The sequence below is a fragment of the Pseudomonas sp. GW823-FHT04A03 genome (assembly GCF_058796615.1).
This window is the reverse complement of sequence record NZ_JBXAIV010000005.1, coordinates 15582-29312: the sequence shown is the minus strand read 5'-3', so window position 1 is coordinate 29312 and position 13731 is coordinate 15582. Positions and strand designations below refer to the sequence as shown.

The following is a 13731-nucleotide window of genomic DNA, read 5'->3' as shown; positions in this document are numbered from 1 at the left end:
GCTCACGCCCTCTCGCCGCGAATCGAAACTGCCGGGAAGGGGTACTGCTCGTTGCGTTCCACCCAATCCATGAAATCGGCGCGGGCGCCGGGGAAGCCGATCATGGTCCAGCCGACCATGCCTTTATTGCCGCCGTGGATCGGGTCGCAGAAGAACCCTTCCTTGGTGTTTTGCAGCAGCAGACTGAAGAAAATCTTCGCCGGAACCGCGTCGAATTGCGGTTTTCCGGCTTCAAGCTGCTTGAGCAGATCGTCTCGGGTAGCGCTGTCTTGCTCGGCAAATGTTTTACCGTTGAGGGATTTTGCCCACTGATCCGTGGCGGCAATGCCGAGGCGATAGATCTCTTTTGGCACCAGTTTGCTCTGCCAGCCCATCTCTGGCGCGGCGTCGGCATTGAACGGGCCCTGCATGTACCAAAGAGCACCGGCGGCGTACGGGGTGTTCATCTGACGGTCGATGTATTCCGGCACGCCAGCTTCGAGTGCACCTGGGCCTTGCGCATCGTTGGGGATCAACTGCGCAACGGCGGCATTGATGAACGCCCACTCTTCGGCGGTGAAGTAGTTCGGCTGATAAGTGCTGGCTGCAACGGCGGCCGATTTTGCCGGGGCTGTGGCAGGCGCGCTTTCGGGCGCTGCTTGCAGCACCGTGCTGCCGAGACCGCTGCCGGCGAGGGTTACGACCGGAATCAGGGTCAGGGATTTGCGCAAAAACTCACGCCGCGGGTTGTCTCGATCTTCATCAGACATGGGGATGCACCTCATCAGGCATTGATGGTTGTCAGCCGTTTCTGCGAACGGCTCAAGAATGTTCGGGCTGCGACGTGGCCGGAATGACCGGGAGAAGGGGGACGCGTCTGCAACATGATGTGACAAATGGTAGCAGGCTAAGCAACCGGATGAACCGATTCAGCCAAAAAAAGACCGCTTTTCGACCAAGGGAACCGGTGTATTCACGATTCTTTTACAAGCGCCTCACGGGGATTTGACTGCGAGGCTCGCAAGCTGCGGCCTTCACTGACAAAACCCACACGGTCGCCGTAAAGCATGTTCCTGACGCGTTTTTCCTCCGCATTCTGTTTGTCGCTGCTTGCGCTGTTCAGCTGGATTCCCGCTCAGGCTGCGGACACCCCGGCTTCCCGTCCCGTCGAGTGGGCACAGCCGGTAGAGGTGCAATACAACCTGTTCCAGATGTCGCCCACGCTGTACCGCAGCGCGCTCCCGGATGGCGGCGCGGTACCGTTGCTGAACAACCTGAAGGTGGCCACGGTCATCAACTTCCTGCCGGAAGCGGATTCCAGCTGGCTGAAAGCCCCCGGTATCCATCAGGTGCAGTTGCCCTATCGCACCAATCACGTGGACGACAGTGATGTGCTCAAGACCCTGCGTGCCATCCAGTCCGCCGAAGCCGACGGCCCGGTGTTGATGCACTGCAAGCACGGCTCCGATCGCACCGGCCTGATGGCGGCGATGTACCGGATCGTCGTGCAGGGCTGGAGCAAGGAAGACGCCCTGAACGAAATGACCCAGGGCGGCTTTGGTGAGAGTGGACACTTCCGGGACAGCGTGCGCTACGTGATGCAGGCCGATGTCGACAAGTTGCGCACCGCGCTGGCCAATGGCGATTGCAGCACCAGCGCGTTTGCCACGTGCTCGATGAAGAGTTGGTTTCAGACGGTCAATCTGAAGTAACTCGTCCGGCCTCCCCGTCAACGAGGCCGGCTACCGGCCGGCCGATGAACGCTTCCACGGCGTCCAGCAACGGACGCCCCGCGCCGGGCGCAAAGAACGTTGCGCGAAACTCACGACCGGTTTGCGCGTTGAACACCCAGTCCCGGCTGAAGCGCTTGAACGCTTCTTCAGCCAGCACGCCCGACCAGACGTAGGCGTAAACCGAAGCGTCGTACTGGGTCACCATGTAATCGAATCCATTGGCAAACCGGTGATCGCCCGGCAGTTGCAGAGGAGCCAGGCTGCGCTGCACATCGTTGCAAACCTCCTCGACCGACCGTCCGTCGCCGTGGGTCAGGTGCAGCTCGAAATCGATCATCGCCCCCATCAGCAACAAGGCCTGTTGCCGGCTGGAGTGGGCCTGAGCAACTGACAGTGCCGCGTCCACCCGTCCGGTGCTAAGGCGTTCGCCGGTTTGAAAATGCGCGCCTAGCCACAGCACAAACTCCCGCGACAAACACCACTGCTCGAACAACTGCCCGGAAAACTCCGCCGCTTCATGGCCCAGTTGCAGGATGCCGGACAGGCTGTGATGGGGCGAGCGCGTCAGCACGTGCTGGAGGCAATGGCCGAATTCATGAAACAGCACCCGCAGATCGTCGAGTTCGAGCCGGCACGGATGGGTGTCGGTGGCCGGTGTGAAGTTGCTGTAGAGCAGGGCAATCGGCAGCGCCGGGCGACCTTCGGCGTTGATCCGGCGGTTGCGTAGCGTAGAGGTGCCGGGGAAGTCCACCGCGTTGTCGCGATGAAACGGGTCGAGGTAGATGTAGCCGATGACCTGCTCATGCTCGCTGATCTCCAGCAGGCGCACATCGTCATGCCAGTGGCCGCCGCCGGACCGCTCAACGATGCGGATCCCGAACATCCGTTCGCAGAACAGAAAGAGCCTGCGCAGGGTGCCTTCGAGCGGGAAGTAATCCCGCAGGTTTTCCAGCGCACCGGGAAACTGCTGCTGGCGCCATTGTTCGGCGAGGAAATCTTCATCCCACGGCTGAACCCGGTCGATCCCGCGTTGCTGCGCGAAGGCTGCCAGTTGCGCTATATCCTGCGCGAGGGCAGGTGCCAGTTGCGCCGCCTGACGCTGGAGAAAGCCACTGACCCATGCGGTCGTCCCGGCGCTGTTTTTGGCCAGGCTCAGTTGCGCGGCGTTTTCATGGCCGAGCAAACGGGCTTTCTGCTGGCGCAGGGCGAGCAGTTTCTTCAGCACCGGGCCGTTATCGAAGCGGCCGGCCAGTGGGCCCCGATCGGAGGCGCGGGTCATGTAGGCAACGTAGCATTCCTCTCGCAAGGCACGGTTCTCGGCGTATTTGAGAATATGCTGGCAGGTGTTCTGGTCCAGGCGGATCAGCCAGCCGTCATGGCCGGCCTGGCGTGCGGCGAGTGCCAGCCGATCCTTCATCGCCGGCGACAGGCCCGCAAGCAGCGCAATATCGTCGACACGCTTGCTCCACGCCTCGGCCCAGCGCTCGAGGTTGTCCAGAAACACGTACTCCAACCCGCCGATCTCGCGGTTCAACCGCGCCAGCTCCTGTTGCTGTTCAGTAGGAAGCTCGATGCCCGACTGCTTGAATCGGCGCAGAATCCGCGCCAGTGCAATGTTGCGCGCCTCATCGAAACTGCCGGTTATCGAACTCTGCGCCAAACGCTGATAGGTCTCGTACAACCGGCGATTGCGGGCTTTATCCGACCGATACTGATTGATCGCCAGATGCGCCTTGGCGCTTTCCACGAGCCAGACCGCATCGTCGGATCTGACCATCGACAACGTTTCAAGAATCGAGCGGACTTCGCCGAGGCGCGCGTCGGCTTCGTCGATGCTCAGCACCAGATCATCCCAGCCGGGATGTTCGGTCTGACTGGCGATCACCTGGGCGATGATTCGTTGGTTGTCGGCAATGATGCCGTTGACGGCCGGCAGCAGGTGCTCGGCGCGAATCGCTGGCCACGGTGGCAGCGTCCAGTGTTGCAGGAGGGGATTGGTGTCGGGCATGGCAGCTTCCTTCGAGGCGTGGCGCAAAAGGCCAGCCTACGAAGCAAGTGCGGGGAACAGGTGTTAAGCCAATACCACCTTCCACCGGGATTCGGCAGAAGGTGGTTCTGGATCAGTGCTGCTCGTCGGGCTTTTTCTTCAGCTTCGGATTCGGGAAGAACTGCACCGCCTGAACCGTCTTGTCCGGTGCCGGCTTGAGCGCGCTGGTGTTGACCCGCGTGCCCAGTTCTTTCGGCACCGACAGCCCTTGGGCATTCAGCGTATCGCTGTAGCCGCACGCCACGCATTCGCGGTGCGGGACATCGTCCTCGCTCCACATCATCAGCTTGTCCGGCTCGCTGCACGCCGGGCAGACGGCCCCGGCGATAAAGCGTTTTTTGGTCTTCACGGGTGCCTCACTCATGCTGCCGCGTCCTCACTCAGGCCGCTGTGGCGCAAGAGTGCGTCAATCGACGGCTCACGGCCACGGAAGTCGACGAACAGCACCATCGGCGCCTGCGAGCCGCCGCGGGCCAGGATCGCTTCTCGGAAGGCGCGGCCGGTGTCGGCATTCAGCACGCCGTCTTCTTCGAACTTGGAGAAGGCATCCGCCGACAGCACTTCCGCCCACTTGTAGCTGTAGTAACCCGCCGCGTAACCGCCGGCGAAGATGTGCGCAAAGCTGTTCGGGAAGCGGTTGTAGGCCGGAGGACGCATTACCGAGACTTCGTTGCGCACGCCTTCCAGCACTTGGGCAACGCTGCGGCCATCACCGTGGGTGGCGTGCAGTTCGAAGTCGAACAGCGAGAACTCCAGCTGACGCACCATCATCAGTCCGGACTGGAAGTTCTTCGCTGCGAGCATTTTTTCCAGCAGATCCTGTGGCAGCGGCTCGCCGGTTTCGTAGTGGCCGGAAATCAGCGCAAGGCCTTCCGGCTCCCAGCACCAGTTTTCCATGAACTGGCTCGGCAGCTCGACCGCGTCCCACGCCACACCGTTGATACCGGACACGCCGGCATGCTCGACGCGGGTCAGCAGGTGATGCAGGCCATGGCCGAATTCGTGGAACAGGGTGGTCACTTCATCGTGGGTCAGCAGCGCAGGTTTGCCGCTGTCGGCCGGGGTGAAGTTGCACACCAGATTGGCCACCGGGCTTTGCAGTACGCCGTCGAGGGTGCGGCGACGGTCGCGAGCGCCGTCCATCCACGCGCCGCCGCGCTTGTTGGCGCGAGCGTAGAGGTCGAAGAAGAAGCGGCCGACGTGCTGGCCGTTTTCCTTGATTTCGAACAGGCGCACGTCCGGGTGCCAAGTGTCGAAGCCTTTCAGTTCGGCGATTTCAATGCCGTACAGACGCTGAACGATAGCGAACAGACCGCCCAGCACCTTGTCGATCGGGAAGTACGCGCGCAGGGTTTCCTGGGCGACGCTGTAGCGTTGTTCACGGAGTTTTTCACCGTAGAAACCGCTGTCCCAGCTTTGCAGATCGGCGCAGCCCTGCTCGGCGGCGTAAGCCTTGAGCTGTTGCAGATCCTGGGCGGCAAACGGTTTGCTGCGCTTGGCCAGGTCGCGCAGGAAGCTCAGCACCTGATCGCTGGACTCGGCCATTTTGGTGGCCAGGCTCAGCTCGGAGAAGCTGGAGAAACCGAGCAGCTTGGCCAGTTCCTGACGCAGGTCGAGGATTTCACCCATCACCGGGCCGTTGTCGTTCTGGCCGGCGTTCGGGCCTTGATCCGACGCACGGGTGCAGTAGGCAGCGTAGACTTCTTCACGCAGCGCACGGTCCTGGGCGTAGGTCATCACCGCGTAGTAGCTCGGGAATTCCAGGGTGATCAGCCAGCCATCGAGGCCCTTGGCCTGCGCGGCGGCAGCCATTTGCGCCTTGGCCGAATCGGTCAGGCCGGCGAGGGCGGCTTCGTCGGTCAGGTGCTTGGTCCAGGCCTGGGTGGCGTCGAGCAACTGGTTGGAGAAGCGGCTGCCCAGCTCGGACAGCTTGCTCTGCACTTCGGCGTAGCGCTTCTGTTCGGCTTCCGGCAGGTCGATGCCCGAGAGGCGGAAATCGCGCAGGGCGTGTTCCAGAATGGTTTTCTGCGCCACGTCGAAACCGGTGGCTTCCGGGCTGTTGGCCAGGGCTTCATAGGCCTGGAACAGCTCGCGGTTCTGGCCCATTTCGGTGGAGTAGGCGCTCAATGCCGGCAGGCACGACTCGTAGGCTTCACGCAGTTCGGCGCTGTTGCACACGGCATTGAGGTGGCTGACCGGGCTCCAGGCAGCGCCCAGGCGATCATTGAGTTCGTCCATCGCCAGCACCAGCCCGGCCCAGGTCGGGTTCTGGCCCTGGGTCTTGAGGATTTCGGCAATGGCGGCGCGGTTGTCGGCCAGAATGGTTTCGATGGCCGGCTGCACGTGTTCGGCACGGATCGCGGAGAACGGCGGCAGGTCGTAGGACTGCAGAAGAGGGTTGTTCACGCTCACGGTTGGCACCTTGGCTGGAAGAAACATGCGCCCATCTTAATTACAATCGACACCCACCGCAGCTATCGGCGACAGAGAGAGAACTAATCGTGTCCCTTCGCAAGTACCAGAATCACACCCCACGCTTGAGCAAAGGCGCTTTTGTCGACGGCTCGGCGGTGGTGATCGGCGACGTCGAAATCGGCGAAGACAGCTCCGTGTGGCCGCTGACCGTGATCCGCGGCGACATGCACCGCATCCGCATCGGCGCGCGCACCAGCGTGCAGGATGGTTGTGTGTTGCACATCACCCACGCCGGCCCGTTCAACCCGGACGGTTTTCCGCTGCTGATCGGCGATGACGTGACCATCGCCCACAAGGTCATGCTGCATGGCTGCACCGTCGGCAGTCGCGTGCTGATCGGCATGGGCAGCATCGTCATGGACGGCGCGGTGGTCGCGGACGACGTGATCATCGGCGCCGGCAGCCTGGTGCCACCGGGCAAGCGTCTGGAAAGCGGTTTTCTGTACGTGGGCAGCCCGGTGAAACAGGTTCGCCCGCTGACCGACAAGGAAAACGCCTTTTTCACCTACAGCGCGGCGAACTACGTGAAGCTCAAGGACCTGCATCTGGCTGAAGGCTACGACCAGCTCTGATTTTTCTCTCTATTGCCCGGAATTTTTCATGCATTACCAGACCGTACTGTTCGACCTCGATGGCACCCTCACCGACCCGCGTGAGGGCATCACCCGTTCCATCCAGTTCGCCTTGAGCAAGCTCGGCATCGACGAGCCCGACCTGACCAAACTGGAACACTTCATCGGCCCGCCGCTGTTGCAGGCATTCATGCAGTTTTATGGTTTTGATGAAGCGAAAGCCTGGGAGGCGGTGAATTTCTATCGCGAGCGCTTCAAAGTCACCGGCCTGTACGAGAATCGGGTGTTCGACGGCGTCACGCCGTTGCTGGAAACCCTGAGCGGCCAAGGCCGGCAGCTGTATATCGCGACGTCGAAGCCGTGGGTGTTCGCCCGGGAAATTGCCCGGCACTTTGATTTCGCCAGACACTTCAAGGTGATTTACGGCAGCGAACTGGACGGCACCCGCACCAACAAGGTCGAGCTGATTGCCCACCTGATGGCCGAAGAAGGGCTGGATCCGGCCAATACGCTGATGATCGGTGACCGCAAGCATGACCTGATCGGTGCTCGCAGCAACGGGCTGGACGCGGCGGCGGTGGGTTACGGTTTCGGCAGTCATGAAGAGCTGAGCGCGGAAGCGCCGGCGTATCACTTCGAGACGCTGGCCGAGCTGCATCAGGCGTTTTTGCAGCGCTGATGAGTCAGCCATCGCGAGCAAGCTCGCTCCCACAGTGACCGCGTTTCAGTATTAGAACCCGGTTTCCTGTGGGAGCTAGCTTGCTCGCGATGGGGACAAAAAGCCGCTGTAGGTTTAAGAGCCTGCCAGCACTCTCAGAGCCGACTTACGCTCAACGACTGGCAAACCACCCAACTTCTCGACCTCTGCGTAAAACCTGACCCAATCCCCACCGACCTGCCTGAACAACGCCGCAAACGCCGGCACCCACTGGTCATACAGTCCGAACGGCAACAGCCGTGCGTTGTTCAACGGCGCATTGACCCAGGCGTCATAGCGTTTGTCTCCAGCCCACTGGCGATCGCGCATTGCTCGATAATCGTGTCGAAAGCGTTCGAACTCCGCCGCCTTGCGCTCGCGCATCTGCGCCGTCGCCAGCGGTTGTGCATAGAGTTTTTCAAGACGTGAACGGGTATCGAGGATCAGTTGAATGAATTGATCGCGCTGCTTGAGCTTCGAGTCGTTTTCCGGGGGCAAGTCCCGAAACGCTCGCCACTGCCGCGTACCTTCCTGCTCGACGAAGGTCGCGAAGGACTCGTTGAACTCGGTGTCGTCCTTCACATAGAAACGCTGGTGGGCCAGTTCATGGAAGATCAGCGTCGCCAGACGCTCGTCGCCCCAGCCCATCATCGAATTGAGGATCGGGTCGTTGAACCAGCCCAGGGTCGAATAGGCCTCGACGCCGCCGATCGACACGTCCATGCCTTGCAGGCGCTGAATCGCGGCTTCGCCCCGCGCCGCGCTCTGGCTGTAATAGCCGCGGTAGGCCACGCAACCGGCAATCGGGAAACAATGGTTCTGCGGGCTCAGGGAAAACTCCGGGGTGGCGAACACATTCCACACGACAAACGGCCGACCGATATCGGCGTAGAGGCGATAGCTTTGGTTGTCCGGCAGGTGCAGGTGTTCGCTGGCGAAGGCCCGGGCTTTCTGGGACTGGGCCAGGTGAGTGCGCAGTTTGGCGTCGCGAGTCGGGTCGGCAATCACCTTGGCCACCGGCTCCCGCGCCCGCAAAAGCTGCAACTGACCGCTGGCCAGCTGGCTGTAATATCTCAGGCTTGTGCAACCGTTGAGCAACAAAATCATCACACCCGGAAACAAAACCCGCAAAACGCGATCAAGTAACCCATGGCATGGAAGCGGCCTGATCAAAATAAGAAATCCCCCGGAAAGTCTGCCCAAGACTATCCCGCCCATTGGAGCTCCGCTATGCGCATGTTGATACTGACAGGAAGCGTGCTGACGCTGGCCGGTTGTGCCGGATTCGGAATGCCGTCCCCTGATCCCTCGCAAGCCTGGATCGATCTGGATGCCCGGCAACAGGACACGGCGTTGCAGGCGCTGGAGGTCGACAAAAAGGCGGCCGTCGATCATCGTTACTTCGAAGTGCAGCCCGGCAGTCATGAGCTGACGGTGCGTTATCAATTCCCGGTCGAAGCGACCAACATCGGCCCGGATGCCGAGCCGTTGTGGCGCGATTGTCAGTTGAACGTGAAATTCAAGGATTTCAACGCCGGCCAGCGTTATCAGTTGCAGGCGGGAAGCATCGGTTTCCGTCCGTGGGCCAAGCTCTATGACCAACAACGCAACGTAGTGGGCCAGGGCACGCCGGCAGGCTGCCAGCGAACCTGATCGGCGTTATGCTGGATGTCCGAACTCACGGACATCCATCATGCGCACGTTGATGCTGTTGCTGGCCGCAGGCGTACTCGCCGGTTGCCAGACACCGTTGCCCCCCGTCGACCCGAACATGGCCTGGGTCGAATTCTCCACGCCGACCCCCGGCGGAAAACTGCTGATGGCCGAACGTCTCGACAACCGGCGACTGACTGACGGGCGCTTCTTCCAGGTTACGCCCGGCAGCCACGAGCTGCGGGTGCGCTTTGACTTTGAAGTGTTCGGCGGAGGCGGCAGCCTGATGACCGGCCCCGTTGAGCGGCTGTGCTATCTGACCATCCGCTACGATCATTTCGAGGCGGGCCAGCGTTACTTGCTCGAAGGCCGTTCGCTGGCGTTTACCCCGAGTGCCCGCCTGTACAACGACAAGCGGGAAATCGTCGCCGAAGACCGCGAAGTCAACTGCATCATTTGAGGCGTATCAGCGGTCGTTCTTCTGATAGATGATGGCTTTGGTGCCGTTGTCGCACGTGCCGACGATCATGGCGATGTCGTGTTTTTCAGCCTCTTCCTTCGAGACTATCTCCAGGGTGTAGGAGGGCACGGCGTTCGCCTGAATCTTGATTTCGATCTCTTGCTTGAGTTCTTCGCAGTCTTTGGGCGCTGCGAAGGCCGACGTTGCCAGCACGCCACAGATAACCGCCAAGGCAAAACGTTTCATGGTTGAAGCTCCATCGAAGCAGCGCGCACGAAGATGCGCGAAGGCTGCTGTCATTTATTCGACCACATTTTTGCCTGGCGGGTTCTGATCCGGCTCAATCCGTCAGCCAACCAGCGACGCGTCGAGACTGATCTTCGCATTCAGCACCTTGGACACCGGGCAACCTTCCTTGGCCTTGTTGCTCAGCTCTTCGAACTGCGCCTGGGTCGCTCCCGGAATTTTTGCCTTGAGGATCAGTTTCACCGCGGTGATCGCAAAGCCGCCATCCACCTGATCCAGCGTGACCTCGGCCTGGGTGTCGATGCTGTCGGCCTTGAGCCCGGCGTCGCCGAGAATCATCGAGAACGCCATGGAGAAACAGCCCGCATGGGCGGCGCCGATCAGTTCTTCCGGATTGGTGCCCTTGCCGCCTTCGAAGCGGGCCTTGAAGCCGTAGGGTGCTTCGCGCAGGACACCGGTTTCGGTGGAAATCGAGCCGATGCCGGTTTTCAGGTCACCTTCCCAATGCGCGGATGCCTTCTTCACGATAGCCATGTGTGCCTCCTTCAATTCGGGCGCGAAACGCCGCGCCGTCGTGGTTTTTGCCTGCAAGGCTTCTGAGGATAGACGCCGGAACAAAGTTCAGCCCAAGTGAATCGTTGACTTTTTTAGTAGGAAATTTCGGATCGGCTATTGAAACTCGGGTATATGCCCTTATTGCACAGAACACGCTTATGAATTGGGCAGGTTTGCGTTCGCCAAGAACAAACCTGCGCCCTCAATCGGAGATGCAGGTTTATGAAGCAACTGTCCGACGTAAAGTTTTCCACCCTCGACCTGGTGCCGGTGCGCGAGAACGGCAGCCCGGCCCAGTCGCTGCGCAACTCGCTGGATCTGGCGCAGCACGTCGAGAAGTTCGGCTACACGCGGTTCTGGGTCGCCGAGCACCACAACATGGACGGCATCGCCAGTTCCGCCACCTCGGTATTGCTGGGCTACCTGGCCGGCGGCACGTCGACCATTCGGGTCGGCTCCGGTGGCGTGATGCTGCCCAATCACGCGCCGCTGGTGATCGCCGAGCAGTTCGGCACCCTTGAAAGCCTATATCCGGGGCGCATCGACCTCGGCCTGGGTCGTGCGCCGGGTTCCGATCAGATGACCGCCCGTGCCTTGCGCCGTGAGCGCTCCGGCAGTGCCGATGACTTCCCGGAAGACGTGGCTGAGCTGGTGCGCTTCCTCGGCCCGCGCACCCCGGATCAGCGCGTGATCGCGATGCCGGGCACCGGCACCAATGTGCCAATCTGGCTGCTCGGTTCCAGTCTGTTCAGTGCGCAACTGGCCGGCGAGCGCGGTTTGCCCTACGCCTTCGCCTCGCATTTCGCACCGCGCTTCATGCACGAGGCGATTCGCGTCTACCGCAATCACTTCAAACCATCGGCGGTACTCGACAAACCGTACGTGATGCTCGGCGTGCCGCTGGTGGCGGCCGATACCGATGAGCAGGCCGATTACCTGGCGACCTCGGTGTACCAGCGAATTCTCGCGCTGATGCGTGGGCAAAGTCTGGTGCAGCGCCCGCCGGTGAAAACCATGGACGGCCTGTGGCTGCCCCACGAGCGTGAGGCGGTGGGGGATTTCCTCGGTCTGGCGATGGTCGGCAGTCCGCAGAAAATCCGCGCGAAACTCGAAGTGCTGATCGAACAGACCCAGGCTGACGAATTGATCTTCACCTGCGACCTGTACGAACACGCCGATCGCCTGCATTCCTACGAGCTGCTCGCGCAGGTGATGAAGGGCTGAGCCCCGATAGCTGTGCACAAAAAAGCCGACGCATTGCGTCGGCTTTTGTTTTTTCGGCGTGATCAGCCGCGGGTGTAGACGATCTGTTTGGCTCCGCCTTCACAGGTGCCGACGACTTTGCCGCCACTGGCCGCACCCTTGTCGACGATCTCCAGCGAATACCCGGATACACCCTTGGCATCCAGCTTGGCCGCAATTTCAGCCTTCAGTTCTTCACAGGGCTTGCCGGCAGCAAACGCACCACCCGCAAGGCTCAACAAACCTACCGCCAACATGAACTTCTTCATCGGTCGCACTCCCTGGTCGGATTAAAAAAGGCAGGCATCGAGCCGTTCGCCCGATGCGCTCACCTTGTAGCGCTTTGCCATTCCTATGGCACTCGGCCAGCGCGCAAGTTCAGAAGCGTAGACCAAACTCAGCTGCTGGCAATCCGGAACCCGACTTTCAGGGTCACTTGAAAGTGCGCCGCCTTGCCGTCCTTGATGTGGCCTCGGGTTTCGGTCACTTCGAACCATTCCAGATGCTTGATGCTCTTGTTGGCTTCCGCCAATGCGTTGTTGATGGCGTCTTCGATGCTGCTGGTGGACGAACCGACCAGCTCGACTTTCTTGTAGGTGTGATGGTCACTCATGGCGTTCTCCTTGAAGTGTGCAATTGAGCCTAGCAGCGATTTGCCGTGTTGATTTCGGCGATCCGGACGACGGTAAGTTCAGATTTTCTGCACTTTCCAGAACCCGTGAAGTCCCAAACAACACACGCCACTCATCACCAATGCAGGAGAGCCACCATGGCCAACACCTCGTTACGCAAAGCCTCGTTGCAAAGCATGGAAGCGGAGATCGAGAGTCTGCTCAAGTCGTTGGAAAGCCTGAAGGACGACGCTTCTGACGAGTCGCGCAAGACCCTCAAGGCGCTCAAAAGCAACGCTGAAAGCGCGCTGAAACACTCGCGCAGCCTGCTCAGCGATGCCTACGAAGAAGTCAAAGTCAAAACCCGCGAGACCGGGATCGCCACCCGTGATTACGCGCAGGAACATCCGTGGACGACCGCCGGTGTAGCGGTCGGTGCACTGGGTCTGCTGGCCGCTTACTTGCTGTTCAAGCGCGGCGAGTGATCCGCCTGGCGCAGCTCGTTCCTGAGCCACTGCGCCAATTGCCGGGCGCGCCCGTCTGCGGCGCGCTTGGGTAGCCACAATGCCAGTTGCGCCGGGGTTTCACTGAAACCCCACGGCGCGACCAGGCGCCCGGCCTTCAAGTCTTCGGTCACCAGCGGTTCCGGCGCGATCGCCACACCCAGCCCGGCGACGGCCGCTTCCAGCAAGTAATACAAATGCTCGAAACCTTGCCCCAACTTCAACGCCTTGGCGTCGAGGCCGCTTTGCTGCGCCCAGATTGGCCAGGCTTGCGGGCGTGAAGTCGTGTGCAGCAAGGGTTCGTCGAGCAGGGCAATGGGCGGTGCCGATTGCAGGCGCTGGTAGCCGCTGAACAGCGGGCTCATGACCGGGCCGATGCGCTCGCTGGCCAGCTCGTACACTTGCATGTCTGCCGGCCATGGCGGTTCGGCGAACAGCAGCAATGCATCCAGCCCCGGGCGTCGTGGATCGAGATCGCCTTCCCCGGCCGACAGGTGCAGACGCAAATCCGGAAGATCGGCGTTCAAGCGCCCCAATCGCGGAATGAACCAGCGTGCCAGCAGACTGCCGGAACAACCGAGCACGAACGGCGCATCGGCGGTGCTTTGGGTCAGTTCGGCGCAAACGCTGCGCAAGCGGTCGAACGCTTCGCCGCTGGCATCGCGCAGACGAATGCCGGCATCTGTGAGTTTCAGGCCACGACCGTCCTTGACGAAAAGACTGACGCCGAGATGCTCTTCAAGCACCTTGAGCTGGCGGCTGACCGCGCCATGGGTGACGTGCAGTTGCTCCGCAGCCTGGCTGACGCTGTTCAGGCGGGCGGTGGCTTCGAAGGCGCGCAGGGCGTTCAGCGGGGGAAGGTCATGGCTCATGATATCTGTGAGTTTTCCTGACAGGTTGTGGCGATCTTATCGGTTTTCAGCCTGGAAGGTCAGGGGTAGAGTGAACGCCATTGTCT

The 13731-nt window shown here is 61.1% G+C and carries 17 protein-coding genes; 7 read left to right on the top strand and 10 right to left on the bottom strand.

What is annotated here, in order from left to right; all coding sequences use genetic code 11:
- Positions 1-2: 2 nt before the first annotated feature.
- Positions 3-749: a gluconate 2-dehydrogenase subunit 3 family protein gene (locus tag AC1Q9F_RS15020; RefSeq protein ID WP_492620336.1), complete on the bottom strand. Its 747-nt coding sequence runs from the start codon at positions 747-749 to the stop codon at positions 3-5.
- Between the two features lie 297 nt (positions 750-1046).
- On the opposite strand from AC1Q9F_RS15020, the gene AC1Q9F_RS15015 reads away from it, so the two are divergent.
- Entirely contained in the window at positions 1047-1691 is a 645-nt protein-coding gene (locus AC1Q9F_RS15015) for a phosphatase domain-containing protein (RefSeq protein ID WP_207984556.1), read from the top strand.
- On the opposite strand, the gene AC1Q9F_RS15010 is transcribed toward AC1Q9F_RS15015, so the two are convergent.
- The 3 genes from AC1Q9F_RS15010 to prlC all read right to left on the bottom strand — a co-directional run bounded on the left by AC1Q9F_RS15010 (position 1678) and on the right by prlC (position 6198).
- Positions 1678-3720 (bottom strand): M3 family metallopeptidase, encoded by a 2043-nt coding sequence (locus tag AC1Q9F_RS15010; RefSeq protein WP_492620337.1) that lies wholly within the window; start codon positions 3718-3720, stop codon positions 1678-1680. The genes AC1Q9F_RS15015 and AC1Q9F_RS15010 overlap by 14 nt on opposite strands.
- 112 nt (positions 3721-3832) lie before the next feature.
- Positions 3833-4123, bottom strand: a complete 291-nt coding sequence (locus AC1Q9F_RS15005) for a YheV family putative zinc ribbon protein (RefSeq protein WP_007953955.1) — start codon at positions 4121-4123, stop codon at positions 3833-3835.
- Entirely contained in the window at positions 4120-6198 is a 2079-nt protein-coding gene (prlC, locus tag AC1Q9F_RS15000; protein WP_492634783.1) for an oligopeptidase A, read from the bottom strand. Before prlC ends, AC1Q9F_RS15005 begins: the two co-directional genes overlap by 4 nt.
- A gap of 62 nt (positions 6199-6260) precedes the next feature.
- On the opposite strand from prlC, the gene AC1Q9F_RS14995 reads away from it, so the two are divergent.
- On the top strand, positions 6261-6806 hold the full coding sequence (locus AC1Q9F_RS14995) for a gamma carbonic anhydrase family protein (protein WP_492620339.1): 546 nt from the start codon (positions 6261-6263) through the stop codon (positions 6804-6806).
- Between the two features lie 28 nt (positions 6807-6834).
- A complete protein-coding gene (locus AC1Q9F_RS14990) occupies positions 6835-7485 on the top strand; it encodes an HAD family hydrolase (protein ID WP_207984562.1) in 651 nt (216 codons plus the stop codon).
- Between the two features lie 114 nt (positions 7486-7599).
- Here the strand turns inward: AC1Q9F_RS14990 and AC1Q9F_RS14985 are convergent, their stop codons facing one another.
- On the bottom strand, positions 7600-8676 hold the full coding sequence (locus AC1Q9F_RS14985) for an aminopeptidase (protein WP_492620340.1): 1077 nt from the start codon (positions 8674-8676) through the stop codon (positions 7600-7602).
- A 57-nt stretch (positions 8677-8733) separates the two neighbouring features.
- Between AC1Q9F_RS14985 and AC1Q9F_RS14980 the strand changes: the two genes are divergently transcribed.
- Both AC1Q9F_RS14980 and AC1Q9F_RS14975 read left to right on the top strand, forming a co-directional pair.
- The gene (locus AC1Q9F_RS14980) at positions 8734-9156 is read left to right on the top strand and encodes a PA0061/PA0062 family lipoprotein (RefSeq protein ID WP_085606435.1); all 423 of its coding nucleotides are present in this window, start codon (positions 8734-8736) and stop codon (positions 9154-9156) included.
- 40 nt (positions 9157-9196) lie between these two features.
- Positions 9197-9616: a PA0061/PA0062 family lipoprotein gene (locus AC1Q9F_RS14975; RefSeq protein WP_007953944.1), complete on the top strand. Its 420-nt coding sequence runs from the start codon at positions 9197-9199 to the stop codon at positions 9614-9616.
- A 6-nt stretch (positions 9617-9622) separates the two neighbouring features.
- Here the strand turns inward: AC1Q9F_RS14975 and AC1Q9F_RS14970 are convergent, their stop codons facing one another.
- Positions 9623-9862 (bottom strand): DUF1161 domain-containing protein, encoded by a 240-nt coding sequence (locus tag AC1Q9F_RS14970; protein ID WP_007953935.1) that lies wholly within the window; start codon positions 9860-9862, stop codon positions 9623-9625.
- Positions 9863-9964: 102 nt separating this feature from the next.
- The gene (locus AC1Q9F_RS14965; protein ID WP_007953923.1) at positions 9965-10396 is read right to left on the bottom strand and encodes an OsmC family protein; all 432 of its coding nucleotides are present in this window, start codon (positions 10394-10396) and stop codon (positions 9965-9967) included.
- Between the two features lie 243 nt (positions 10397-10639).
- Between AC1Q9F_RS14965 and AC1Q9F_RS14960 the strand changes: the two genes are divergently transcribed.
- Positions 10640-11641: an LLM class flavin-dependent oxidoreductase gene (locus AC1Q9F_RS14960; protein ID WP_065260633.1), complete on the top strand. Its 1002-nt coding sequence runs from the start codon at positions 10640-10642 to the stop codon at positions 11639-11641.
- Between the two features lie 62 nt (positions 11642-11703).
- On the opposite strand, the gene AC1Q9F_RS14955 is transcribed toward AC1Q9F_RS14960, so the two are convergent.
- Both AC1Q9F_RS14955 and AC1Q9F_RS14950 read right to left on the bottom strand, forming a co-directional pair.
- Positions 11704-11928, bottom strand: coding sequence for a DUF1161 domain-containing protein (locus AC1Q9F_RS14955; RefSeq protein WP_102718502.1), 225 nt, complete (start codon positions 11926-11928; stop codon positions 11704-11706).
- A gap of 128 nt (positions 11929-12056) precedes the next feature.
- A complete protein-coding gene (locus AC1Q9F_RS14950) occupies positions 12057-12272 on the bottom strand; it encodes a dodecin (RefSeq protein ID WP_007953919.1) in 216 nt (71 codons plus the stop codon).
- Positions 12273-12428: 156 nt separating this feature from the next.
- Here AC1Q9F_RS14950 and AC1Q9F_RS14945 point away from each other — a divergent pair, with 156 nt between their 5' ends.
- Positions 12429-12755 carry an ElaB/YgaM/YqjD family protein gene (locus AC1Q9F_RS14945; RefSeq protein WP_011331820.1) on the top strand — a complete coding sequence of 109 codons (327 nt, stop codon included), beginning with the start codon at positions 12429-12431 and terminating at the stop codon, positions 12753-12755.
- On the opposite strand, the gene AC1Q9F_RS14940 is transcribed toward AC1Q9F_RS14945, so the two are convergent.
- Positions 12728-13645, bottom strand: a complete 918-nt coding sequence (locus tag AC1Q9F_RS14940) for a LysR family transcriptional regulator (RefSeq protein ID WP_492620341.1) — start codon at positions 13643-13645, stop codon at positions 12728-12730. The two genes, AC1Q9F_RS14945 and AC1Q9F_RS14940, sit on opposite strands and share 28 nt — an antisense overlap.
- Between the last annotated feature and the right edge of the window lie 86 nt (positions 13646-13731).